This window comes from Paenibacillus sp. FSL F4-0122 (assembly GCF_038002845.1).
Classification (GTDB): Bacteria; Bacillota; Bacilli; order Paenibacillales; family Paenibacillaceae; genus Paenibacillus_AQ; species Paenibacillus_AQ odorifer.
Genome location: NZ_JBBODI010000001.1, coordinates 2,944,212 through 2,968,021, shown reverse-complemented (window position 1 = coordinate 2,968,021; position 23,810 = coordinate 2,944,212). Strand labels below are relative to the sequence as shown.

General features: G+C 45.9%; 23 protein-coding genes and 1 other annotated feature. All 23 genes read right to left on the bottom strand.

Annotated elements, in window-relative coordinates; translation table 11 throughout:
- Window positions 1–96 precede the first annotated feature (96 nt).
- Entirely contained in the window at window positions 97–3,642 is a 3,546-nt protein-coding gene (gene rpoB / locus MHH49_RS12630; protein WP_038573461.1) for a DNA-directed RNA polymerase subunit beta, read from the bottom strand.
- A gap of 422 nt (window positions 3,643–4,064) precedes the next feature.
- Window positions 4,065–4,664: a class I SAM-dependent methyltransferase gene (locus MHH49_RS12625; protein ID WP_038573463.1), complete on the bottom strand. Its 600-nt coding sequence runs from the start codon at window positions 4,662–4,664 to the stop codon at window positions 4,065–4,067.
- Window positions 4,665–4,775: 111 nt separating this feature from the next.
- The gene (rplL, locus tag MHH49_RS12620; protein ID WP_036680508.1) at window positions 4,776–5,135 is read right to left on the bottom strand and encodes a 50S ribosomal protein L7/L12; all 360 of its coding nucleotides are present in this window, start codon (window positions 5,133–5,135) and stop codon (window positions 4,776–4,778) included.
- A gap of 65 nt (window positions 5,136–5,200) precedes the next feature.
- A complete protein-coding gene (gene rplJ / locus MHH49_RS12615) occupies window positions 5,201–5,704 on the bottom strand; it encodes a 50S ribosomal protein L10 (RefSeq protein ID WP_076099619.1) in 504 nt (167 codons plus the stop codon).
- A 64-nt stretch (window positions 5,705–5,768) separates the two neighbouring features.
- Window positions 5,769–5,921 (bottom strand) — a sequence feature (ribosomal protein L10 leader region).
- Window positions 5,922–5,988: 67 nt separating this feature from the next.
- Window positions 5,989–6,681 (bottom strand): 50S ribosomal protein L1, encoded by a 693-nt coding sequence (rplA, locus tag MHH49_RS12610; protein ID WP_036680504.1) that lies wholly within the window; start codon window positions 6,679–6,681, stop codon window positions 5,989–5,991.
- Window positions 6,682–6,763: 82 nt separating this feature from the next.
- On the bottom strand, window positions 6,764–7,189 hold the full coding sequence (rplK, locus tag MHH49_RS12605; RefSeq protein WP_036680502.1) for a 50S ribosomal protein L11: 426 nt from the start codon (window positions 7,187–7,189) through the stop codon (window positions 6,764–6,766).
- 74 nt (window positions 7,190–7,263) lie between these two features.
- Window positions 7,264–7,797, bottom strand: a complete 534-nt coding sequence (gene nusG, locus MHH49_RS12600; RefSeq protein ID WP_036680499.1) for a transcription termination/antitermination protein NusG — start codon at window positions 7,795–7,797, stop codon at window positions 7,264–7,266.
- Window positions 7,798–7,818: 21 nt separating this feature from the next.
- Window positions 7,819–8,010 carry a preprotein translocase subunit SecE gene (gene secE, locus MHH49_RS12595; protein ID WP_036680497.1) on the bottom strand — a complete coding sequence of 64 codons (192 nt, stop codon included), beginning with the start codon at window positions 8,008–8,010 and terminating at the stop codon, window positions 7,819–7,821.
- 20 nt (window positions 8,011–8,030) lie between these two features.
- Complete coding sequence (rpmG, locus tag MHH49_RS12590) at window positions 8,031–8,180, bottom strand: 50S ribosomal protein L33 (RefSeq protein WP_076099620.1); 150 nt, start codon at window positions 8,178–8,180, stop codon at window positions 8,031–8,033.
- Window positions 8,181–8,571: 391 nt separating this feature from the next.
- On the bottom strand, window positions 8,572–9,216 hold the full coding sequence (gene sigH, locus MHH49_RS12585; RefSeq protein ID WP_036680496.1) for an RNA polymerase sporulation sigma factor SigH: 645 nt from the start codon (window positions 9,214–9,216) through the stop codon (window positions 8,572–8,574).
- A gap of 158 nt (window positions 9,217–9,374) precedes the next feature.
- Window positions 9,375–9,896 (bottom strand): NYN domain-containing protein, encoded by a 522-nt coding sequence (locus MHH49_RS12580; RefSeq protein ID WP_036680494.1) that lies wholly within the window; start codon window positions 9,894–9,896, stop codon window positions 9,375–9,377.
- Window positions 9,897–9,898: 2 nt separating this feature from the next.
- Window positions 9,899–10,663 carry a 23S rRNA (guanosine(2251)-2'-O)-methyltransferase RlmB gene (rlmB, locus tag MHH49_RS12575; RefSeq protein WP_076317119.1) on the bottom strand — a complete coding sequence of 255 codons (765 nt, stop codon included), beginning with the start codon at window positions 10,661–10,663 and terminating at the stop codon, window positions 9,899–9,901.
- A gap of 36 nt (window positions 10,664–10,699) precedes the next feature.
- On the bottom strand, window positions 10,700–11,134 hold the full coding sequence (locus MHH49_RS12570; protein WP_038573467.1) for a Mini-ribonuclease 3: 435 nt from the start codon (window positions 11,132–11,134) through the stop codon (window positions 10,700–10,702).
- Complete coding sequence (gene cysS / locus MHH49_RS12565) at window positions 11,131–12,537, bottom strand: cysteine--tRNA ligase (RefSeq protein ID WP_076274936.1); 1,407 nt, start codon at window positions 12,535–12,537, stop codon at window positions 11,131–11,133. The genes MHH49_RS12570 and cysS overlap by 4 nt, the downstream gene beginning before the upstream one ends.
- Before the next feature lie 49 nt (window positions 12,538–12,586).
- Window positions 12,587–13,279: a serine O-acetyltransferase gene (gene cysE, locus MHH49_RS12560; RefSeq protein WP_036680489.1), complete on the bottom strand. Its 693-nt coding sequence runs from the start codon at window positions 13,277–13,279 to the stop codon at window positions 12,587–12,589.
- Between the two features lie 553 nt (window positions 13,280–13,832).
- The gene (gltX, locus tag MHH49_RS12555) at window positions 13,833–15,296 is read right to left on the bottom strand and encodes a glutamate--tRNA ligase (RefSeq protein WP_076105939.1); all 1,464 of its coding nucleotides are present in this window, start codon (window positions 15,294–15,296) and stop codon (window positions 13,833–13,835) included.
- Window positions 15,297–15,347: 51 nt separating this feature from the next.
- On the bottom strand, window positions 15,348–15,836 hold the full coding sequence (gene ispF, locus MHH49_RS12550) for a 2-C-methyl-D-erythritol 2,4-cyclodiphosphate synthase (protein WP_036680486.1): 489 nt from the start codon (window positions 15,834–15,836) through the stop codon (window positions 15,348–15,350).
- Window positions 15,833–16,531: a 2-C-methyl-D-erythritol 4-phosphate cytidylyltransferase gene (ispD, locus tag MHH49_RS12545; protein ID WP_076317118.1), complete on the bottom strand. Its 699-nt coding sequence runs from the start codon at window positions 16,529–16,531 to the stop codon at window positions 15,833–15,835. The genes ispF and ispD overlap by 4 nt, the downstream gene beginning before the upstream one ends.
- Before the next feature lie 95 nt (window positions 16,532–16,626).
- A complete protein-coding gene (locus MHH49_RS12540) occupies window positions 16,627–17,715 on the bottom strand; it encodes a PIN/TRAM domain-containing protein (RefSeq protein ID WP_036680481.1) in 1,089 nt (362 codons plus the stop codon).
- Between the two features lie 177 nt (window positions 17,716–17,892).
- A complete protein-coding gene (gene pssA, locus MHH49_RS12535) occupies window positions 17,893–18,630 on the bottom strand; it encodes a CDP-diacylglycerol--serine O-phosphatidyltransferase (protein ID WP_036680477.1) in 738 nt (245 codons plus the stop codon).
- A gap of 64 nt (window positions 18,631–18,694) precedes the next feature.
- Window positions 18,695–19,771, bottom strand: a complete 1,077-nt coding sequence (disA, locus tag MHH49_RS12530) for a DNA integrity scanning diadenylate cyclase DisA (protein ID WP_036680475.1) — start codon at window positions 19,769–19,771, stop codon at window positions 18,695–18,697.
- Window positions 19,772–19,784: 13 nt separating this feature from the next.
- Entirely contained in the window at window positions 19,785–21,152 is a 1,368-nt protein-coding gene (gene radA, locus MHH49_RS12525; RefSeq protein ID WP_036680472.1) for a DNA repair protein RadA, read from the bottom strand.
- Between the two features lie 186 nt (window positions 21,153–21,338).
- A complete protein-coding gene (gene clpC / locus MHH49_RS12520; RefSeq protein WP_036680471.1) occupies window positions 21,339–23,807 on the bottom strand; it encodes an ATP-dependent protease ATP-binding subunit ClpC in 2,469 nt (822 codons plus the stop codon).
- Window positions 23,808–23,810 lie beyond the last annotated feature (3 nt).

The window sequence follows — 23,810 nt, the reverse complement described above, 5'->3', positions numbered from 1 at the left end:
AATCCTGATTTAGTACCGCTTTGCCCTCTTCTGACTGTTACATCAAAAGAGGGCGTGCGGTCCTTTATAAAATGGAACTTTTAAGCTCCAGCTTGATTATTCTACTCCGACTTCTGAACCTTCTAAATTGAGGCTTAGTTTGTCGCCTGACGTCTCGTCCTCATCGTCCAATTCTCTCATTTCAATTTCCTGCTCGTCACCGCTAAGAATCTTAACATCCATACCCAGGGACTGCAGTTCTTTGATCAATACCTTGAACGACTCAGGAACACCTGGTTCCGGTACATTTTCACCTTTGACAATGGATTCGTACGTCTTCACGCGACCAACCACGTCATCGGATTTCACGGTCAAAATTTCTTGCAATGTATATGCAGCACCGTAAGCTTCAAGCGCCCACACTTCCATCTCCCCGAAACGCTGTCCACCAAATTGAGCTTTACCACCCAATGGTTGTTGCGTAACTAGCGAGTAAGGTCCTGTTGAACGGGCGTGAATCTTATCATCAACCATGTGCGCCAGTTTGATCATGTGCATGACACCAACAGTAACTTCACGTTCGAAGCGTTCACCTGTACGGCCATCATACAGTACAGTTTTACCATTACGCTGCATACCTGCTTCTTCCATCGTATCAAACACGTCGTACTCACGCGCTCCGTCAAATACCGGCGTTGCAATGTGAATTCCCAGACGCAATGCGGCCATACCAATATGGACCTCAAGCACCTGTCCGATGTTCATACGAGAAGGAACGCCCAGAGGGTTAAGAACAACCTGTACTGGCGTACCGTCCGGAAGGAACGGCATATCTTCTTCTGGCAGGATACGGGCAACGACACCCTTGTTACCGTGACGTCCGGCCATCTTGTCACCCTCAGAGATCTTACGTTTCTGAGCGATGTAGACACGAACCAATTGATTTACACCAGGAGGCAGCTCATCCCCGTTCTCACGTGTAAAGACTTTAACGTCCACGATAATACCATCACTACCATGAGGAACGCGTAAAGAGGTATCCCGTACTTCACGAGCTTTCTCACCAAAGATAGCGTGCAGGAGACGTTCTTCTGCTGTCAGTTCAGTTACACCCTTAGGAGTAACCTTACCCACCAGAATGTCACCAGCGCTGATTTCCGCACCGATGCGGATGATTCCGCGCTCATCAAGATTGCGCAGAGCTTCTTCGCCGACGTTCGGAATATCGCGCGTAATTTCTTCAGGTCCCAATTTAGTGTCGCGAGCTTCAGATTCGTATTCTTCGATATGAATCGAAGTATATACATCTTCCTTAACCAGCTTTTCACTTAACAGGATCGCATCCTCGTAGTTGTAACCTTCCCAAGTCATGAACGCAACGACTACGTTACGGCCAAGAGCAAGTTCGCCCATTTCTGTGGAAGGACCGTCTGCCAGGATATCACCCTTCTTAACAATGTCCCCTCTTTTAGCTAGAGGACGTTGGTTAATACAGGTACCTTGGTTAGAACGCATAAATTTGTGTAATTTATATTTAACGATATCGCCTTTAACTTCCTTGCCTTCGACAGTCTCAACGCGACGCAGCCAAATTTCATTAGCTGAAGAACGTTCGATAATACCGTCATACTTGGAAACGATACATACGCCAGAATCCTTAGCGGATTTATGTTCCATCCCTGTTCCGACCAGCGGAGCTTTTGGAATTAGAAGCGGAACAGCTTGACGTTGCATGTTAGATCCCATCAGTGCGCGGTTGGAGTCATCGTTCTCAAGGAACGGAATGAGCGCCGTAGCGACAGATACAACCTGTTTAGGCGAAACGTCCATGTAATCGACACGATTACTTGGCATCGTTGTAATGTTGTCTGAGTCTTTGTTGTAACGAACGATTACCATGTCTTCTTTAAAGGTGCCATCTTCTTCGATCAACACGTTAGCCTGAGCAACTACATAATTATCTTCCTCATCAGCAGTCAGATAGTCAATTTGCTCAGTCACCTTACCAGTCTTCGGATCCACCCAACGATACGGAGCTTCAATAAAGCCGTATTCATTGATGCGGGCAAAGGTAGACAAGGAGTTGATCAACCCGATGTTTGGACCTTCCGGCGTTTCAATTGGACACATCCGACCGTAGTGACTGTGATGGACGTCACGAACTTCAAAGCCCGCGCGTTCACGTGTCAAACCACCAGGTCCGAGGGCGGACAGACGACGTTTATGCGTAAGTTCCGCAAGCGGGTTCGTCTGATCCATAAATTGAGACAGCTGGGAGCTACCGAAGAACTCTTTAATAGACGCGATGACCGGACGAATATTGATCAGAGCCTGAGGCGTAATCGCATTAGCATCCTGAATCGACATTCTTTCACGTACAACACGTTCCATCCGGGACAAACCGATACGGAACTGATTCTGCAAGAGTTCACCTACAGAACGCAGACGACGGTTACCCAAGTGGTCAATATCATCGGTATTGCCAATTCCGTGAAGCAAATTAATAAAGTAGCTGATTGAGGATATAATATCAGCTTGAGTAATATGCTTAACAGATTTGTCGATATTGCCGTTAGCGATCAGCTTAATAACCCGGCCTTCTTCAATTGGCGAGAATACGTCAATTGTTTGAAGAGGAATATCTTCGCTGTCCATAACTCCACCAGTAACACGGTAGTTTTTAAAGGCAACATTCTTTTCGAAATATGGAATCAATTCATCAAGCAGTCTACGATCGACCATTTGGCCGGATTCTGCCAGGATTTCTCCAGTAGAGTCGTCAACCAAAGGCTGAGCAAGACGTTGATTGAAAAGACGGTTCTTAATGTGTAGCTTTTTATTGATTTTGTAACGGCCTACATTAGCTAGGTCGTAGCGTTTTGGATCAAAGAAACGCGCAACCAGCAAACTTTTGGCATTGTCTAGTGTCGGCGGTTCGCCCGGACGCAAACGCTCATAAATCTCAATAAGCGCCTTCTCCGTGGAGTCCGTGTTGTCTTTATCCAGCGTATTGCGAATATATTCATCATTGCCAAGCAATTCCAGAATTTCGGCATCACTACCGAAACCGAGAGCACGCAAAAGTACGGTAACAGGAATTTTACGAGTCCGATCGATACGAACATACATAATGTCCTTAGCGTCGGTTTCAAGTTCCAACCAGGCTCCGCGGTTTGGGATTACTGTGGCGGTGTAGGTTTTTTTGCCGTTCTTATCCACTTTTGTGCTGAAATAGACGCTTGGAGAGCGAACCAACTGGCTGACAATAACCCGTTCCGCACCATTAATAATAAAAGTGCCGGTCTCCGTCATCAGCGGGAAATCTCCCATGAACACTTCCTGCTCTTTAACCTCACCGGTCTCTTTATTAATGAGCCGCACCTTTACACGCAGAGGAGCCGCATACGTTACGTCCCGCTCTTTAGCGTCGTCAACCGTATATTTCGGTTCACCCAGGCTGTAATCAATGAACTCTAGTACCAAATTACCTGTGAAATCCTGGATCGGCGAGATGTCCTGAAACATTTCCCGCAATCCTTCCTCCAAAAACCAATCATAAGATTTTTGTTGGATCTCGATCAGGTTCGGGACCTCGAGTACCTCGTTAATTCTCGCATAGCTCCGCCGAGTGCGTCGACCATACTGAACAAGATGTCCTGCCAACTTTACTCACCCCTCATGTCTACTCACTTAAAAATTGATTGCGAACCCTTGTTTGGAACCGTATAATGGAACCATACTACAAGGATTCAGTCATAAATAAAAGAAAAGCCCTTATCGAAATCTTCGAAAAAAGAGCGCATTTATCCATGACCAAAATACTCCTTATCAAGTAGATTTGCCCAAAACGTACATATTATACGTCACCAAGCAATAGTTTATGCGCTATTATCTATTACCACGTAGCATTCGCTGCGTTAGAGCATAGACAACCAACTCGCAAAAACTTGCCGTGCGGCATGCGCTAGCCGGGCGACAATATATTGCTTGACATTTCAGCAAACTAAAGACATGGAGCCTATCTTAATACTGACATTTTATAATAATACCATTATCACTATCACATGTCAATAACCTATTGTATTTTATTTTTGCGCTTTAATAATACGATAGCCTTTGTCTTTCCCCACTTCTTCCACCATTGAGAACAAGCTTTCTAGTTTTGCCACTGCTGATGGAGCGCCCTGCTTCTTCTGAATTACAATCCACAGATAGCCACCCTCATTTAAATGTTCATAAGCATCTTCAAAAATCTTATGCACTACAGCTTTTCCTGCACGAATCGGAGGATTAGTTAGAATCACATCGAACTTCTGCTGCTCATTCAATGCGCCGAGCACATCGCTTTCCATTATCGTAACATTCCGGATTCCATTGTGCTGAGCATTCTCACGCGCCAGTTCTACCGCACGACTGTTAATATCAATCATGGTCACATGTCCTTTGGGAGCTAGGTATGCTGCACTTATGCCAATCGGCCCATAACCACAACCTACATCAAGCACCGCTGAACCGTCCGGAATTATCATAGCTTCAATAAGAACTCGGCTACCGTAATCGATGTCTCCTTTAGAGAATACACCAGCATCGCTCGTAAAACGAAAGCTTTTGCCTCTTAGTACGGTATCAATGCTACGTCTGTCATGACGTACTTCCGGCTGCTGCGAATAATAATGTTGCGACATCTCTTTCCTCCCTTTCCTATTATGTTAGCAGTTGGTATATACGCCCTACTAACTCTATTTATAAAACAAACCCCTTGAACAAGTTCAAGGGGTTTTCAGTAATAGAAGGAATTACTTCACTTCTACAGCTGCGCCTGCTTCTTCCAATTTTGCTTTAGTAGCTTCGGCTTCGTCTTTGCTTACTTTTTCTTTGATTGCTTTTGGTGCGTTGTCTACAAGATCTTTAGCTTCTTTCAAGCCAAGACCAGTGATTTCGCGAACGATTTTGATAACGTTGATTTTGGAAGCGCCAGCGCCTGTCAAAATTACGTCAAATTCGGATTGCTCTTCAGCTACTGCTGCTACCGCACCGCCAGCTGCTACTGGAGCTGCTGCAGTTACGCCGAATTCTTCTTCAATTGCTTTAACCAGGTCGTTCAGTTCCAATACGCTCATGCCTTTAATTGCTTCCAAGATTGCTTCTTTACTCATGATTGAACCTCCATTTTATATTTAAATTTATTTGTGGTATTGATTATGCTGCAAGAGTCAAAGGCTTACGCGCTTTGTTCTTCTTTTTCAGCAACAGCTTTAACTGCAAGCGCGAAGTTGCGCATTGGAGCTTGAAGTACGCTAAGCAGCATGGACAGCAAACCATCGCGGGATGGAAGCTCAGCCAGTGCTTTCAGTTGTTCCGCGTCAATGACACGACCTTCAACTACGCCGCCTTTCAATTTCAAAGCGTCGTTTTTCTTGGCGAAATCGTTCAAAATTTTAGCTGGTGCTACTGCATCAGTTGTGCTGAATGCGATAGCTGTTGGACCAGTCAAAACTTCATCCAATTCACTCAACTCAGCCGCAGCAGTTGCGCGACGTAGCAATGTGTTCTTCAGGACTTGAAACTCAACGCCAGCTTCACGAAGTTGCTTACGCAGTTCAGTCACTTGGGAAACGTTCAATCCACGGTAGTCAGCTACAACAGTCGAAAGACTGTTTTGCAGTTTTGCAGTAACGACGTCAACCGCGTCTTGTTTTGCTTGAATTACTTTTGCATTTGCCAATGTATACACCTCCTGAAAATTTATGTGTCGGCGTTCTTTCCAAGGAAAGCTTCACCGCTCCTACGCAGGCAGTAGAAAAGCCTCCGCAGAATCACGAAGGCTTGATAAAACGAAAGTTATACGAGCAAGCTCGTTACTTCTTGTTTCTATCACAACACCTCGGTAGGAAATTAAGCACTAAGGCACCTACTGTCTACGGTAAGCATATTCAAGGTTAAGATTGATACCTTAAGTTTCACAACTGTTATAGATTATCAAAATTGACTCAAAGAGTCAACCCTTAATTATCTGAAGACGGTTGTGTTCACACGAGCGCTAGGTCCCATTGTGGAAGAAATCGAGATGCCTTTAAGGTATACACCTTTAGCAGCAGCTGGTTTCGCACGGTTCAAAGCGTCGATAAGAGCTTTAAGGTTATCGTTCAATTGTGCAGCATCAAAGGACACTTTACCGATTGGCGCGTGAATTTGACCTGCTTTGTCGAGACGGTATTCGATTTTACCGGCTTTGATTTCTTGCACAGCCTTGGAAACATCGAATGTAACTGTGCCAGCTTTAGGGTTAGGCATAAGACCTTTACCACCAAGCAGACGACCCAGTTTACCGACTTCACTCATCATATCAGGTGTAGCTACGCAGACATCAAATTCAAACCAGCCTTGTTGAATTTTGTTGATCATGTCTTGATCACCAACAAAATCAGCGCCAGCAGCTTCTGCCTCTTTCGCTTTTTCACCTTTTGCAAATACAAGCACGCGTTGTGTTTTACCAGTGCCGTGAGGCAGGACAACAACACCACGAACTGCTTGGTCTTGTTTACGCGGGTCTACACCCAGACGAACTGCTGCTTCAACGGTTTCGTCGAACTTAGCAGTCGCTGCCTTTTTCACAAGCTCTACAGCTTCTGAAGGCTCGTAAGTTGCTTCGCTGTTGATCAGCTTAGCAGCTTCTTGGTATTTCTTACCATGTTTAGCCATGAAAATGTTCCTCCTTTGTGGTGTTAGCGGAAATTCCTCCCACATACTTGCGGGTCACGAATGACCGATTCTTCGAAAACTACTAGTCTTCGATTGTGATACCCATACTGCGGGCAGTACCTTCAACCATACGCATTGCAGCTTCAACAGTTGCAGCGTTAAGGTCAGGCATTTTTGTTTCAGCAATTTCACGTACCGCAGCGCGGCCGATTTTTGCTACTTTTTTCTTGTTTGGTTCGCCGGATCCTTTTTCTACTTTAGCAGCGATGCGAAGCAGAACAGCAGCCGGAGGAGTTTTAGTGATGAAAGTAAAGGAACGGTCTTCAAATACTGTAATTTCAACCGGAATGATCAAGCCAGCCTGGTCGGCAGTACGAGCATTAAATTCCTTACAGAATGCCATGATGTTGACACCTGCTTGACCTAACGCCGGACCTACTGGAGGCGCTGGATTCGCTTTCCCTGCAGGAATCTGCAGTTTCACCATTTTAATAACTTTTTTAGCCATGAGTGACACCTCCTTGCAAAAATAGTGGTCTTCGAACGCCAATAGCGCTCTCCCACAAGAAACCCTAGCTTATGTTATATTTTCTCCACTTGAGTGAAATCCAACTCTAGCGGGGTTTCCCGTCCAAACATGTTAACATGCACTTTGATCTTGCTCTTGTCAGCCAAAATTTCTTCCACGGAGCCCACAAAATTCGCAAACGGACCAACCATAATACGTACGGATTCCTTGATTTCGAAATCAATCTTCGCTTTAGGTTCAACCATGCCCATATGCTTCAGAATTTGTTCTACCTCTTCCGGAAGCAAAGCTGTTGGTTTAGACCCTGAGCCTGTCGAACCAACAAATCCAGTAACGCCCGGAGTATTGCGGACAACATACCAGGAATCATCAGTCTGAACCATTTCCACCAAAACATATCCGGGGTAAACTTTACGCATAACGGTTTTTTTCTTACCGTCTTTGTTTACGATTTCTTCTTCCATAGGAACAAGAACGCGGAATATTTTGTCTTCCATGCCCATGGACTCAACGCGCTTTTCCAAATTGGCTTTGACCTTATTCTCATACCCAGAATAGGTATGAACGACATACCATCTTTTTTCCATATCAAGCCACCTGGGACCTCTCTAAATAATCGCTTCAATCACAGCGGAAATACCGATGTCCAGAACCCAGAAGTAAATAGCGACAACTACAATCGTACCGAGAACGATCAATGTATAGTTGGTCAATTCTTTACGACTTGGCCAGCGAACCTTTTTGAGTTCACTCCAGCTCTCAGTGAAAAAGGAAAACATAGACTTGAAACTACGTTTCATGCCGACTACACCTCCACAGACTATCTGGTTTCGCGATGAGGAGTTTGCGAGTTACAATACTTGCAAAATTTCTTCATCTCCATGCGGTCGGGGTGATTTCGCTTGTTTTTGGTAGTCGCATAGTTTCTTTGTTTGCAACTTGTACAAGCCAAAGTGATAATTACCCGCATGATGTGCACCTCCCGAGACGTCCTTCTAATTCACATTAGAAGACGCAAATATTGATCCTAAAAAAAAGCCGCGAATTTAGGCCTACCTAAAACACTTTAGCATAATGTCAAGGTCTGTGTCAACGAAAGAATTCCGTTCTGCACTGGGTAATTCCGGGTTTAGTAGTCATATGGCCGTACCCTGTCTTTGGGTCTATCTCTTCCTCACACTTCGCTGTCTTCCTTACCATTATGGGGTATTCCGTCTGTGTATAAACCTACCTTCAACGGCAACGACTAAAATCGGCTCAAATAGAAATTTATGGTGCAAGCACCTAATTCTATCCGAGTGATTTCAAAAAGACTAAAAAAAAGAACTCGATGTCCGAGCCCTCTCTTGTTCATTATATCATCAATTGTCACGTACTTCTAGATATCTTTCTAATTTCCTTTTTACTCGTTGTAGAGCGTTATCAATAGACTTCACATGCCGCTTAAGATCTTCAGCAATCTCTTGATAGGATCTTCCGTCTAAATACAACATCAGAACCTTGCGCTCCAAGTCACTTAGAATCTCCGCCATCTTATCTTCAAGACCAATGAATTCTTCTTGATTAATAATTAGCTCTTCTGGATCTAGAACCTGTGTTCCACAAATGACATCCATAAGTGTTCTATCAGAATCTTCGTCATAAATGGGCTTGTCCAAGGAAACATAAGAGTTCAGCGGAATATGTTTCTGACGAGTGGCCGTCTTAATAGCCGTTATAATCTGTCGTGTAATGCAGAGCTCAGCAAAAGCCTTAAATGAAGAGAGCTTGTCACCTTTAAAGTCACGAATAGCCTTGTATAGACCAATCATTCCTTCTTGTACAATATCTTCACGGTCTGCCCCGATCAAGAAATAAGAGCGGGCTTTAGCACGTACAAAGTTACGGTATTTATTAATCAAGTGTTCTAATGCGCCACTGTCGCCACCACGGAAAGCCTCGACAATATCTTCATCACTTATGAAATCATACTCAGACAGCATTATTTCCTTGAGGTCGACACTCACCAAGAATCCCCCCGGCTGCAACGCAAGACACATCGTTACTTCGCGAAATATAGGATCAGTATATATTATGTTACCTTCCACCGTCAACCGGAGTTTGTCCAAAATCAATCTAGAATAGCATAAATTGGAATAAAATATTTCCTGATTCTTCCTCGATCTCACTGCCTGCGCCATTTTTCCAGCTTACTGCGCACATCGGGAGGCAGTTTGTCTTCCAAAGAATGACGAGTAGAACTGACACCGCCAGGTTCGATAGCTTTTTTTACTTGTTTTTGATTCTCTTCAATTTCCAGATGCAATTCCCTTGCCGAAATTCGCAATGCACCTTGTGCAAAAATAATATGCTGCTCTATAAAATCACTCGTAGCCACATAGATCTGCCGGCGCCGATTGCTATATTCCCCAACCAGTCGCTCAATGCATTCATCTGCGGTTTCTTTTTCCTTGGTGAAGTACACCTGGACCTTACCCTGGACAAAAGACCTTCCCAACCCCGGAACACGGTATGCATCAAAAACAGCAATAACTCTTCGTCCAGAGAAAGCCTGGTAATCTGCCAGCAAATCCATCAAGCGGTCGCGTGCTTCCTGCATACCAATCTGGGACAGTGCCACAAGTTCCGGCCAGCCACCGATCATGTTATATCCATCCACAAGCAGCACATCGCGCCAGTCGGCCATAGCTATCCCTGCTGTTGCCGGCGGCGTATCACTTCATACATAATGACTCCTGCGGCGACAGAGGCATTTAATGAATTGATCTTTCCGGCCATCGGCAGCTTAAGAAGCACATCACATTTTTCACGAATCAGGCGTCCCATTCCTTTATTCTCATTGCCGATTACAACAGCTACCGGACCCGTGAAAATATCGGATTGGTATAGATTCTGATCGGTATCCACGTCTGTTCCTACTACCCAGACTCCCTGCTCTTTTAGACGGTCAATGGTCTGACCCAGGTTTGTAACCCGGGCAACCGGAACATACTCCACAGCACCCGCGGATGTTTTGGACACGGTCGCAGTTATCTGAGCCGAACGGCGTTTAGGTACGATTACCCCATGTACTCCAGTACAATCCGCCGTCCGCAGAATCGAGCCCAGGTTATGAGGATCTTCAATTTCATCAAGCAAAATAAGGAATGCCGGTTCTCCTTTGGCTTCTGCTATAGCTAACAAATCATCCACTTCAACATAGGCAAATGGTGCTGCTTGTGCAACCACCCCTTGATGCTGCACACCTGGTGCCAGTTGATCCAACTTACGCTTGTCCACATGCTGAATGACAATTCCCGCTTTCCGGGCTTCGGCAACGATGGGTGCTGTCAGATGCTTCTGGGCTGTCTCTGCAATCCAAATTTTATTTAATGTACGACCAGCACGAAGCGCTTCAAGCACAGAATGCTTCCCTGCCAATATTTCCTCTTCATTCTTCAATTCTTCTTCCATGTTCACTTCTCCTATTTTCTATTTCGCCAAAGCCTATCACGGCTGTTTCAACATAAACTGTATACCCTTGTGCACAATTTCTTCTATTCTCTCCTGTTGTCCTGTGTAGTACAAGTAACCAATCAAGCACTCAAAAGCTGTAGCATGACGGTATTCAAGCACATCCGCATTCTTAGGAACACTTCCCGATTTCGCATTTCTCCCCTGACGGGCGACATCCTTCTCCTCTTCCGTGAGACTAGGCTCCAAAAAGTTCAGAATTGCACACTGTGCTTTAGCGGATACCAGCCCTGTAGCAGAACGATGCAAATGGTTCGGACGCAAATTCGGAAGAGATACTAAATACTGGCGAACAGCCACCTCATAGATAGCATCTCCTACATAAGCTAGAACAATAGGCGAAAGTAGTCGCGCAGGTTTGGAAGGCTCATAAGGAAACCATCCGTTATCAAACTTGCGTTCCTCACTCATTTACGACGCCACCGCATTCCTTGTGGAGTATCCTCAAGCAATATGCCCAAGCGGCCTAATTCATCACGGATCTCGTCAGACCGGCTCCAATTCTTATTCTTACGAGCTTCAACCCGCTCGGCGATCAACCGTTCAACTTCTTCACTTGCAATTTCCTCTTCCAGTTCAGGCGTCAAACGCAGCACAGCATTCATTTCGCCAAAAGCTTGCTGCAATGCAGCAAAATCAGCAGGAGCAGCCTCGTTATTCGCAAGCGTATGGTTTGCCAGGCTCACCCAGTCGAACATAGCTGTGATCGCATCAGGCGTATTAAAGTCATCCTGCATTCTAGCATGGAAATTGGCCACTATAGCCGACAGCTTATCATTAATCTCTGAGTTGACTTCACCTTGAGCACCATCAGCAGCGAGTTCAAGCCGATGTTTAACGTTACTCTCTGCAAGCGTGATCCGTTCAACGCTCTTTTCGGCGGAAGTCATAGATTCCTCTGAGAAATTCAGCGGGTTGCGGTAATGGGTCGATAGCATGAAATAGCGGATAGCTCCTGCTTTAAAACGCTCACGGATGTCTTTTACAAGCCAGCCATTACCGAGCGATTTCGACATTTTCTCATCACCAATGTTGATGAATCCATTATGCATCCAGTAATTAGAGAGTGGTTTACCAGTCAGAGCTTCAGTCTGAGCGCATTCGCATTCATGATGTGGGAACTGCAAATCTTGTCCACCACCATGGATATCAATCGTATCTCCCAAGAACTCGCGCGCCATAGCCGAGCATTCAATATGCCAGCCTGGACGTCCGTCTCCCCAAGGGCTACTCCAGTGCACTTCACCAGGTTTGGCTGCTTTCCAAAGCACAAAATCCTCTGGTTTTTCCTTACGTGAGTCCACCTCAACACGGATACCAAACTGCAGCTCATCCAGATTCTGACGAGATAATTTACCGTAGTCTTCAAATTTTGAAGTGCGGTAATATACATCGCCGCCGCTTTCGTATGCGTATCCTTTTTCCTCAAGCTCTTTAATAAATCCAATGATCAGTTCCATGCTTTCCGTTACACGGGGATTCAAGGTTGCCGGTTTAACACCAAGCCCTTCCAGATCCTCACGGTAAGCAGCAATGAAAGTTTCCGCTACCTCTGCTACAGTAGTGTTCATTTCTTCGGCTTTGCGAATCAGTTTATCATCAACATCCGTGAAATTCGTAACATAACGCACCTCATTACCTAACTGCTCCAAGTAATTCCGGACCATATCAAAAACAATTATAGGTCTAGCATTTCCGATATGCATATATCCATAAACGGTTGGACCACACACATACATCTTAACTTTGCCCGGCTCCTGGGGCACAAACTGCTCCTTGCTGCGTGTCATTGTGTTATATATTTGTAAAGCCATCCTTATTCCAGCCCTTTCTGTTCTTCCGGATTCCTTAATACCGGGATGCTTAAATTTCATAGTCACCAATATACTGCTGAGCTTCTGCTATCCGCTGTGCGGTTTTTTGTTTATCTTCTGCGCCAAGCTTTTCCCTAATTTCTTCGATTTCTTTCTGCAAAAACCGCAGTGAATCGACAAGCGGGTCAGGCATCTTCGTATGATCGAGCCGATCGGATACCCGTTCTCCATTACGTTTTACCACACGACCTGGATTCCCTACTACTGTACTGTTGTTAGGCACTTCACGCAACACAACAGCATTCGAACCTATATTTGAATTGTCACCAATACGAAAAGATCCTAAAACCTTCGCACCGGAACCAATAACTACATTGTTGCCAACCGTGGGATGTCGCTTACCTTTTTCTTTTCCGGTTCCTCCAAGCGTAACCCCTTGATAGATTATAACATCATCACCGATTTCGCAGGTTTCTCCAATAACAATCCCCATACCATGGTCGATAAACAGCCTGTTTCCGATGACAGCTCCGGGATGGATCTCAACACCAGTCATAAATCTGCTAAACTGCGAAACCATACGAGCCATTGTATACCAGCGGCGTTTGAAAAAAGAGTGGGCGATCCGGTGACCCCAAATGGCGTGCAAGCCGGCATATGTGAAGACAACCTCGAACCAGCTGCGGGCAGCAGGATCGTTATCAAATACCGCCCGAATGTCCGACTTAATATGCTTAAACATCACGGTTCCTCTCTTCTTAACTTCCTTATCTCCTGTTTACAGGTACACAAGAAAGGTATTGTCTCCAGGCCCATCATCCTTATCATACATATGCTGTGAGTGTTCGCTTGGTTTGTTATCTCGTAGAAATATAAGACAAAGAGTATTGTATGAAAATTATTTTTGCTTATATTTAGACAAAAAACGCCCCTGCAGCATAATGCTGCAGAGACGTTTAACCGCGGTTCCACTCTGCTTGAACGAATCAAATGAGCCGCTATTGTAACAAACGGCAGAATTTCTTCGTTCCACTTGGCATCATTAACGGCGACGTTCCCGGCGCGATCTAATGAGCCTTAAAAAGGTCATTCAACCGTGCAGCTCACAGGCGCATGTTCTGCCCCGGACAAATGAATAACTCCCAGCCCGAAAGGGTGTCCCTTTCTCGGTTATTCTCTCTGGCAATTGTCTTCAATGGACGTACTTCTCCTGATCACAGCTATTATCATATAATTCTATCTTAGCGCAAAAGACAAGATACTGACAAGGGGGTTTAGTCGTATGAAATACGACCTTAAGCGCCCTTAATTTGTGATTTCAAACGTTCGATAACGCGATTTTTGCCGAGCAAAGCAATGGTTATATTAAGATCACGTCCGTGCGTTTGTCCGGTCAGAGCCACACGAATTGGCATAAAGAGTGCTTTGCCCTTATGACCTGTTTCTTTCTGTACTTCCTTAATCAGAACAGCCATGTTGCTTGCACTGAAATCCTGACAGGCTTCAACTTTAGCCAGGAAAGCAGACAATACCTCAGGAACTTGGCTTTCAGCCAGAACCTGCGCTGCTTCCGTCTCTAACTCTAGATGACTGCGGAAGAACAGTTCCGATAGCGCCACGATGTCAGAAGCTGCAGTCATCTGCTCTTGATACAACGCGACAAGGCTTTCCGCCCATGTTTGTTGCTCTTCGTTCAGCTCAGCAGGTATTTTACCCGCTTTTTGCAGATGTGGAATAGCCAGTGCAGAGATCCGTTTAGGATCAGCATGCTTAATATAATGATTATTCAGATGCGCCAGCTTGTTTTTATCAAATACAGCCGGGCTTTTGGACAAACGGTCCGCATCAAAAATAGAAATAAGTTCTTCTTTACTGAAGATCTCTTCTTCTCCCTCTGGAGACCAGCCAAGCAGAGAAATGAAGTTAACCAGAGCCTCAGGCAAGTAACCCAATTCATCATATTGCTCGATAAACTGAATAACGGATTCATCCCGTTTGCTGAGCTTCTTGTGGTTGTCGCCAACAATAAGCGTCATGTGACCAAATAAAGGTGGCTCCCAGCCTAGCGCTTCATAGATCATAAGCTGGCGGGGTGTGTTGGAAATATGGTCTTCTCCACGCAATACGTGGGTAATAGCCATCAGATGATCGTCAACAGCTACCGCGAAGTTGTAGGTCGGAATTCCGTCCTTCTTCACAATAACAAAGTCACCCATTTCTTTTGTGTCAAAAGAAATACTGCCTTTTACGAGATCATCAAACGCATAAGTACGATCTTCTGGCACACGGAAGCGAATGCTGGCAACTCGTCCCTCAGCTTCAAAAGCTAGACGTTGCTCTTCAGTCAGATCACGATGTTTGCCAGAATAACGAGGCGTTTCTCCGCGGGCAGTCTGTTCTTCACGTTCCGCTTCCAGCTCTTCCTCTGTGCAATAGCAGCGGTAAGCCAGACCTCTGTCCAGCAAATCCTGCCAATGTACACGATATAAGTCAAGACGTTCTGTCTGACGATAAGGTCCGTACTCTCCGCCCACATCAACACTCTCATCCCAATCCATACCCAGCCATTTCAAATACTTAAGCTGGCTCTCTTCACCACCAGCGACATTGCGCTTTACGTCTGTATCTTCAATTCTGATAATGAATTTACCGCCTTTATTACGGGCGAACAGATAGTTAAACAGCGCCGTTCTGGCGTTACCTATATGTAAATGTCCCGTAGGGCTCGGTGCGTAACGCACCCGGACTTCATCCGTCATTGTATTCCCTCCGCTTCATATGGTTGAACTTAATTTACTACTTAGACCATCTCAAGATGATATCACATCTTGGAGTAGACAGACAATAGATTGTGCGGCAATTCCTTCGCCGCGTCCGGCAAAACCAAGCTGCTCAGTTGTAGTAGCTTTAACATTCACCTTGGACGGGTCGGCATTAAGCGCACGTGCGATAATCTCGGTCATTTGTGGAATGTATGGAGCCATCTTAGGCTTTTGGGCGATAATTGTTGAATCGATATTTCCCAGCTTATATCCTCGCTCACGAGCAAGTGCCCATACCTCTTCTAATAACTTCAAGCTATCTGCGTCCTTAAAGGCTGGATCTGTATCCGGAAAATGTCTGCCGATATCACCAAGTCCAAGTGCGCCTAGAATCGCGTCACTAACTGCATGCAGCAGTACATCTGCATCGGAATGCCCAAGCAATCCTTTTTCGTAAGGAATCGTAACTCCCCCAATAATACAAGGCCTGCCCTCTACCAGCTGATGCACATCAAATCCTTGTCCTACAGCGATCATGATTGTCCCTCTCCCCTGTTTCTTTCTGTGAATTCTGCATAATCCAAATCATCAGGTGTCGTAATCTTAATATTTCTGTAGCTTCCCTCTACCACAGAAACCGGAATCCCCGCACGCTCCGCCAAGCTGGAGTCATCGGTGCCCAGAAAGCCATCCCGTTCCGCCGCTGCATAAGCCTTCAGCAAATCAGAAAGACGAAAAGTCTGCGGGGTTTGAATCGCCCACAGACTTCGCCGATCCGGCGTAGACAGTACTTGTCCTTCATTATCCACCTGTTTGATCGTATCCTTGACGGGTACAGCAAGAACCGAAGCACCCATCTGCTTCGCTCGTTCGTAGCAAGCCTCAATTTCATTCGGCTGTACAAACGGACGAACACCATCATGTACCATTACCCACTGTGTCGTAAGTTTCAACAACCCTTTATGTACGGAATGCTGACGCTCAGATCCACCAGTTACTATAGCCTTAACCTTGTCCAGCTTATAGAGCTGTATCCATTCCCGGCAGCGTTCAACATCCTCTTCACCGGTTACGAGCACGATTTCAGAGATCAATTCGTGCTGCTGGAATACCTCCAGCGTATGAACGATAATCGGCTTCCCCTGCAGTAACAAATATTGCTTGCTCTCCGCAGTTCCCATTCGCGTTCCTCTGCCTGCCGCCACAATGACGACGCCCACACTGTTTGACATTAATCTGGCTCCTGTCTTTCACGTATAATCCCATCATAACGTGTTTGGCGGGCATTTCCAACCCATAGGACAGTCCCCATACACTTTATCTTCACTTATTGCGCTTTTTCCAAAAGTTTTGGCTTAGCAAATATCATTCGGCCAGCCGAAGTTTGCAGCACGCTAGTGACCAGAACCTCCATCGTAGTCCCGATATATTCCCGTCCGCCCTCTACAACAATCATCGTTCCATCGTCTAAGTAGGCTACCCCTTGTCCGTGCTCTTTGCCATCCTTAATGACCTGAACTACGATTTCCTCACCGGGCAGCACTACTGGCTTCACAGCATTCGCCAGATCGTTAATATTCAGAACGGAAACGCCCTGCAATTCGCAAACCTTATTTAAGTTGAAATCATTAGTGACTACTTTACCTTGCAGTACCTTCGCCAACTTCACTAACTTACTGTCAACCTCAGAGATTTCTTCAAAATCTCCCTCATAGATCAATACCTTCACATCAAGCTCTTTTTGAATTTTGTTTAGAATATCAAGCCCACGCCGTCCCCGGTTCCGCTTCAACAAATCCGAAGAATCAGCAATATGCTGGAGCTCTTCTAGTACGAATTCAGGTATGACAATGGTTCCCTCAATAAATCCCGTCTTACAAATGTCAGCGATTCTTCCATCGATAATAACACTTGTGTCGAGGATTTTATGTTCCTCAAGCCCGCGGCCTTCCGGCTCAGCCGCTTGACCCCAGCGTCCAGATGTCCACAGTGCAGCTAGCTCCTCTTTTTTCTCCAAACCGATCCGCAGCCCCAGATATCCAAAAGCTAACGTAGCCGGCACTTGCAGCAGCTGCCCAGCTTTCCCAAGCCAGATCATTGCAGGGTATAACAGGAGAGATAACAGAAGCCCCCCTGTAAGCCCAGCTGCACTTGCAGCTAATTCATTCATTGGAATACGCGAACAGTAGTGAACCGCCTCCCGCAGTTTTGAACCTCCCCATTCCGCGCATAAAGACCCCGCAAACAAAAAAATAATGGCACCCAGCACCGTAAATAAAATGCTTCCTTCTACAGGTAAGCTTTCACCCAGCTTTTCCATCCCCTTGGGGAATCCTCTTTCGAGCGCATGGTATAGCGAAAAACCTGACCAAGCACCACATATTAAGGCAAAAGACAAAATCACTTTTTTCCACATAACCTAACGCACCTCCTTTTTATTCATCCTAAATGGATCTATTCCTCACCAGTATGTTCCAATTTTCAAGACGATAAACTTGGGGTAGCGCTGGAAATGCAAAAAGGCTTTGCCATCCCTTAGGGAAGACAAAACCTTTGGTCATAATTTATTCAGTTACCTTACCTTATGGACCGATTAACCGTTCTTGGAGTGATACACTTTATCCTCTGAACGGCTACGACGACGATGACGGCGTCTGGCTGTCAACCGATCAATATTTTGCTTAAAGCCGTATAATGCGTAAATTCCAAGTAAGACAAAGATCAGCTTAGCGATTTGCTCTGGGAACACAACAGCTACAGCCACTGCAACAACAATAACCACTGGCGCTCCAACCACCGCTTTTTTCGGCAATCCAATCTTTTTGAAATTAGGATATTTAACAGTGCTGACCATCAAATAAGATAAGAGCAGTGTAGCAACGATCATAAACGGAGCCGAAACATCTTTATTAAAAAGAGCTAATGTGGCCAGTACACCACCTGCAGCAGGAATTGGCAAACCGATAAAATAACCCGGAACCCCCGGACGAACATTAAAACGGGCTAAGCGCAAAGCACCAAACACCGGAAAAATCGCAGTTACTGTCCAGCCTAATGCAGAGTTTAAATCCTGCAGGCTTGAGACGTACAAAATAACGGCCGGTGCGACTCCGAAAGAAACGACATCAGATAAGGAGTCCAGCTCCTTGCCAAATTCGCTTTCGCATTTTAGAGCGCGAGCTACTCGACCATCTAAGCCGTCTAACAGCATAGCAATAATAACCATGATAGCGGCCATGCTAATCTTACCGTCAAACGCCATCATGATACCAAACATTCCGAGCATCAAATTACCTATCGTAAAAAGACTCGGAATTGATTTTTGTATCATTTCTTCACCTCAATTTTCTAACTTTGGCCTTTAACGTCCCCAATATTACGTGATTGTATGTTATTTACATTTGCCTGTCAATAAGAACTTGCTTCTGTAAACGTTTGAGCCCATCCTGAATATTACGGGCCCGCACCTCCCCAATTCCGTCCACTTCATCCAATTCAGCAATGCTTGCGGACATCAAATTAGGCAGCATTTCAAAGCGCTCCACCAGATTGTGAATGATCACATTCGGAAGCCGCGGAATTTTGTTAAGCAGGCGATAACCACGTGGAGTCACCACTTCTTCAGAGGTAATGGCCGTAGAAGAATAACCCAGTATACGGGCAATATGGTTGTCATCCATCAGATCATCATCGCTTATCCGTTTGAGACCGGCGATAATTTCACGGATTTTATCCTCCTGCTCTTCCTTAGCATAGTCTCTGTATAGAAGCCATGCTTCTTCCTCTGTATTTCCAACCAGTTCTTCCATCTGCATGCTGATCAGGCGTCCTTCGTTGCCCAATTCGTTGATATAACGTTTGATCTCCATTTTTATGCGCAGAACCATCTCTACACGCTGGATAACACCCACTACTTCAGCAACGGTAACAATGCCCTCATATTCTGAAGCTGACAAATTCGTCAGTCCTTGCGTGAGCACTGCTTTATACTTCTCGAGTGTCTGAATCGCTTGGTTAGCCTTTGCCAAAATTGCGCCGATCTCTTTGAGTGCATAACGTATCGAGCCTTGATAAAGCGTGATGATATTGCGGCGTTGTGAAATGGAAACCACCAGCTTACCCGTTTGCTTCGCTACCCGCTCCGCGGTCCGGTGACGGATCCCCGTCTCGATGGATGAGATAGAGGAATCCGGTATAAGTTGTGTATTAGCATACAATATACGCTTTAAATCCTCGCTTAGAATAATAGCTCCGTCCATTTTAGCTAGCTCATATAAATAATTGGGCGAAAAATCGCAGTTAATGGAGAATCCGCCATCCACTACGTCCATCACCTCAGGACTGTACCCTACGACAATAAGTGCCCCTGTCTTAGCGCGCAGCACATTCTCCAAACCTTCCCGAAAAGGTGTACCCGGTGCCGCCAGTCTGAGCAGATCATTCATATTCTCTAATTGGTTATATTCTTTCATATCCCTGTGCCCCCTAATCTAACGCGACCGATAGTGCATCTGCTACGGTACTGACGCCAATAATCTGGATATCTTGCGGGTGCTTCCATCCCTTCATGCTCTTCTCAGGCATAATCACCCGCCGGAAGCCAAGCTTTGCGGCCTCCTTAACGCGCATTTCCGCGCGCGAAACGCCTCTTACCTCACCGGTAAGTCCTACTTCTCCGAAGAAAACGTCGTAAGGTTTTGTTGAAATATCACGAAAACTGGAGGCGATACTAATAGCTACAGCTAGATCAATCGCCGGTTCATCCAGCTTTACTCCCCCGGCAACATTCAGGTATGCATCCTGATTCTGCAGGAACATGCCCATCCGTTTCTCGAGTACAGCGATAATAAGTGCCATCCGCTGGTGATCCATGCCTGTGCACATTCGCCGTGGGGAAGGGAAGTGGGTGGCAGCAACAAGTGCCTGAAGTTCTACAAGCACAGGTCTAGTTCCCTCCATACTTGCCACCACAGTAGAACCAGCCACGCCAAGCGGACGTTCCGATAAAAAGAGCTCCGATGGATTCTCTACTTCGGTAAGCCCCGCTTCACCCATTTCGAAAATGCCGATTTCATTCGTAGAGCCAAAGCGGTTTTTTACAGCCCGCAAAAGTCTATACGTATGATGCCGCTCACCCTCAAAATACAGCACGCAGTCCACCATATGTTCAAGCATCCGTGGTCCAGCAATAGCCCCTTCCTTGGTAACATGACCAACGAGAACTGTTGCAATTCCACGAATCTTAGCGATACGCATAAATCTTGTCGTACACTCCCGAACCTGGGTCACGCTGCCTGGCGCACTCGTTACTTCTGGCATAAATACGGTCTGAATAGAATCGATGACAAGAAATTGCGGCTGGATTTGTTCGATCGCTTCTTCTATGCTTTCCATATTTGTCTCACATAGTACATAAAGCTCCGTTGACAACGCATCGAGGCGATCCGCGCGCAGCTTAGTTTGCCTTACCGATTCTTCGCCCGAGATATACAGTACTCGCAATCCCTGTGTTGTAAGGGCGTGCGAGGTCTGTAATAAGAGCGTAGATTTACCGATTCCTGGGTCTCCCCCTACTAGTACCAGCGATCCTGGTACGATCCCCCCACCGAGAACACGGTTAAGCTCACCTATACCTGTCAGTATGCGCGGTTCCTTGTCACTTTCTATACTTATGATCGACTGTGCCTTTTCTTTACTATGAAAAATAGGGGCATTCATTCCCTGTGTTTTGACTACGCTTTCCGTTTCCTCCACCATGGAGTTCCAAGCCTGGCACCCTGGGCATTTCCCGAACCATTTTGGCGATTCGTATCCACAGTCGGTGCAAAAAAATTTTGTTTTTGCTTTAGCCATTTGTTCTCCTTACGGTCCGAACTGTTTACAATTCGGATCATTTTCTTCTAATGAAAGTTTACCATTTCTACCCCTTTAACGAAAGGTCATTCGGTATTTGCATTAAATGTATATTTTAAATTGATCTATTTCCAATAAAAAAAGCTTCCGCTCCTCTATAAATCAGGAGCGAAAGCCTTGTTTATTTTATTCGGATTCTACTTCTTTTTCAAGCGCTGGCGCTACTGGAGCGTCCACTTTAGTCACCACAAGTTCTCCGCCGACCTCATCAATATTGAGGGAATCACCCTTTTGGATATTTCCTCTCAACAATTCCTCAGAAAGACGGTCCTCAATATGCTTCTGAATTGCCCGGCGCAATGGACGTGCACCAAAGGCTGGGTCATAACCTTCTTTAGCCAAGAAGGCCTTGGCTGCATCCGTGAGTACGAAATCAACATCATATTCACGCAGGCGCTTGCGGAGCTCATCAGACATCAACGTAACGATCTCAGCGATATGTTTCTCATCGAGTGAGTGGAAGACGATGATTTCGTCGATCCGGTTCAAGAACTCTGGACGGAAGCTCTTCTTGAGCTCTTCCATAACCTTGCCCTTCATATTGCCGTATTCTGCTCCTGCATCTTGCACAGCCGTGAATCCAAGCGTCGAATTCTTCTTGATTGCCTGTGCACCTACGTTAGAGGTCAGAATGATAAGTGTATTACGGAAGTCAACTACCCGGCCTTTAGAGTCGGTAAGGCGACCATCTTCAAGCACTTGCAGCAAAATGTTGAATACTTCCGGATGCGCTTTTTCAATTTCATCAAGCAGTACTACAGAGTATGGTTTACGACGTACCTTCTCTGTTAATTGGCCGCCTTCTTCATAGCCGACATATCCAGGAGGGGCACCAACTAAACGGGACGTGGAGTGCTTCTCCATGTATTCCGACATATCAATACGAATGACCGCATTTTCATCGCCGAACATAGCTTCAGCAAGCGCACGTGCCAACTCAGTTTTACCTACACCCGTAGGACCGAGGAAGATAAACGAGCCCATTGGACGTTTCGGATCTTTAAGACCCGCACGCGCCCGGCGCAATGCCCGGCTGACAGCCTTAACAGCTTCGTCCTGACCAATCACTCGTTCATGCAACAGAGCTTCCATGTTAAGCAGACGGTCGGTCTCTTCTTCCTTCAGCTTGCTTACAGGGATCCCCGTCCAGCTTGCGACAACCTGTGCGATATCTTCAGGTGTAACTTCAGAGTCGGTGCGTCCTTGTTTTTCTTTCCACTGGTTCTTAGTCGTATCAAGCTCTTCACGGATTTTTTGCTCCGTATCACGCAGGGCAGCCGCTTTCTCAAACTCTTGGCTCTGAACAGCGGAATCCTTCTCCTTGCGGATATCATCCAAGCGCATTTCTAGTTCCTTCAGATTTGGCGGGATAGTGTAAGAGTGAAGCCTTACTTTAGACCCTGCTTCATCGATAAGGTCAATGGCTTTATCCGGCAGGAACCGATCCGGAATGTAACGATCAGACAGCTTTACAGCTTCCACGATAGCTTCATCCGTAATTTTCACACGGTGATGTGCTTCATAACGATCGCGAAGTCCAAATAGAATTTGTACCGCTTCTTCTGGAGATGGCTGATCCACCGTAATTGGTTGGAAACGACGCTCCAAAGCTGCATCTTTTTCAATATATTTACGATATTCATCCAGCGTAGTCGCACCGATGCACTGAAGTTCTCCGCGGGCTAAAGCCGGCTTAAGAATGTTAGATGCATCAATAGCACCTTCTGCGCCACCAGCACCGATCAGCGTATGAAGCTCATCGATAAAGAGTACGATATTCCCCGCTTGGCGAATCTCATCCATGATTTTCTTGAGGCGGTCTTCAAACTCACCGCGATATTTAGTACCAGCCACTACAGAACCCATATCGAGCGTCATTACGCGTTTGTCGCGCAGTGTTTCTGGAATTTCATTATTAATGATCTTTTGGGCCAAGCCTTCAGCAATAGCTGTTTTACCAACCCCAGGTTCACCTATCAACACGGGGTTGTTCTTCGTCCGGCGGCTCAGTACCTGAATAACACGTTCAATTTCCTTGCTACGACCGATAACTGGATCCAGGTTGCCATCCTTCGCATAAGCCGTCAAATCGCGTGCTAGGCCGTCTAGAGTCGGTGTGCTGACATTAGCAGGTGTTCCGCTATGACTGGATGCAGCCTCGCTGCTTCCCAGAAGCTGAAGCACTTGCTGACGAGCTTTGTTCAAGCTGATGCCGAGGTTATTAAGCACACGAGCCGCGACACCTTCTCCTTCACGAATAAGTCCTAGCAGAATATGCTCAGTGCCGACATACGTATGTCCCAGCTTGCGGGCTTCGTCCATCGACAACTCGATTACTTTTTTGGCGCGAGGAGTATAAGCAATGTTCGTAGGTTGTTCTTGGCCTCTGCCAATCAGTGTCTCCACTTCATCCTGGATTTTCTCAAGACCCAGACCCAAAGCGATTAATGCTTTAGCAGCAATGCCGTCTCCTTCACGAATAAGTCCTAGCAAAATATGTTCTGTGCCAATATTGTTGTGTCCTAAACGAACAGCTTCTTCCTGCGCTAGCGCTAGCACTTTTTGTGCGCGTTCCGTAAATCTTCCAAACATCATATC

Bases quoted from the DNA above. Each gene is read 5' to 3' on its own strand.
- MHH49_RS12625 (WP_038573463.1), bottom strand. From the start codon at position 4,664: ATGTCGCAACATTATTATTCGCAGCAGCCGGAAGTACGTCATGACAGA.
- rplL (WP_036680508.1), bottom strand. From the start codon at position 5,135: ATGAGTAAAGAAGCAATCTTGGAAGCAATTAAAGGCATGAGCGTATTG.
- rplA (WP_036680504.1), bottom strand. From the start codon at position 6,681: ATGGCTAAACATGGTAAGAAATACCAAGAAGCTGCTAAGCTGATCAAC.
- rplK (WP_036680502.1), bottom strand. From the start codon at position 7,189: ATGGCTAAAAAAGTTATTAAAATGGTGAAACTGCAGATTCCTGCAGGG.
- nusG (WP_036680499.1), bottom strand. From the start codon at position 7,797: ATGGAAAAAAGATGGTATGTCGTTCATACCTATTCTGGGTATGAGAAT.
- secE (WP_036680497.1), bottom strand. From the start codon at position 8,010: ATGAAACGTAGTTTCAAGTCTATGTTTTCCTTTTTCACTGAGAGCTGG.
- rpmG (WP_076099620.1), bottom strand. From the start codon at position 8,180: ATGCGGGTAATTATCACTTTGGCTTGTACAAGTTGCAAACAAAGAAAC.
- MHH49_RS12580 (WP_036680494.1), bottom strand. From the start codon at position 9,896: ATGGCCGACTGGCGCGATGTGCTGCTTGTGGATGGATATAACATGATC.
- rlmB (WP_076317119.1), bottom strand. From the start codon at position 10,663: ATGGAAGAAGAATTGAAGAATGAAGAGGAAATATTGGCAGGGAAGCAT.
- MHH49_RS12570 (WP_038573467.1), bottom strand. From the start codon at position 11,134: ATGAGTGAGGAACGCAAGTTTGATAACGGATGGTTTCCTTATGAGCCT.
- cysS (WP_076274936.1), bottom strand. From the start codon at position 12,537: ATGGCTTTACAAATATATAACACAATGACACGCAGCAAGGAGCAGTTT.
- cysE (WP_036680489.1), bottom strand. From the start codon at position 13,279: ATGTTTAAGCATATTAAGTCGGACATTCGGGCGGTATTTGATAACGAT.
- gltX (WP_076105939.1), bottom strand. From the start codon at position 15,296: ATGACGGATGAAGTCCGGGTGCGTTACGCACCGAGCCCTACGGGACAT.
- ispF (WP_036680486.1), bottom strand. From the start codon at position 15,836: ATGATCGCTGTAGGACAAGGATTTGATGTGCATCAGCTGGTAGAGGGC.
- ispD (WP_076317118.1), bottom strand. From the start codon at position 16,531: ATGTCAAACAGTGTGGGCGTCGTCATTGTGGCGGCAGGCAGAGGAACG.
- MHH49_RS12540 (WP_036680481.1), bottom strand. From the start codon at position 17,715: ATGTGGAAAAAAGTGATTTTGTCTTTTGCCTTAATATGTGGTGCTTGG.
- pssA (WP_036680477.1), bottom strand. From the start codon at position 18,630: ATGATACAAAAATCAATTCCGAGTCTTTTTACGATAGGTAATTTGATG.
- disA (WP_036680475.1), bottom strand. From the start codon at position 19,771: ATGAAAGAATATAACCAATTAGAGAATATGAATGATCTGCTCAGACTG.
- radA (WP_036680472.1), bottom strand. From the start codon at position 21,152: ATGGCTAAAGCAAAAACAAAATTTTTTTGCACCGACTGTGGATACGAA.
- clpC (WP_036680471.1), bottom strand. From the start codon at position 23,807: ATGATGTTTGGAAGATTTACGGAACGCGCACAAAAAGTGCTAGCGCTA.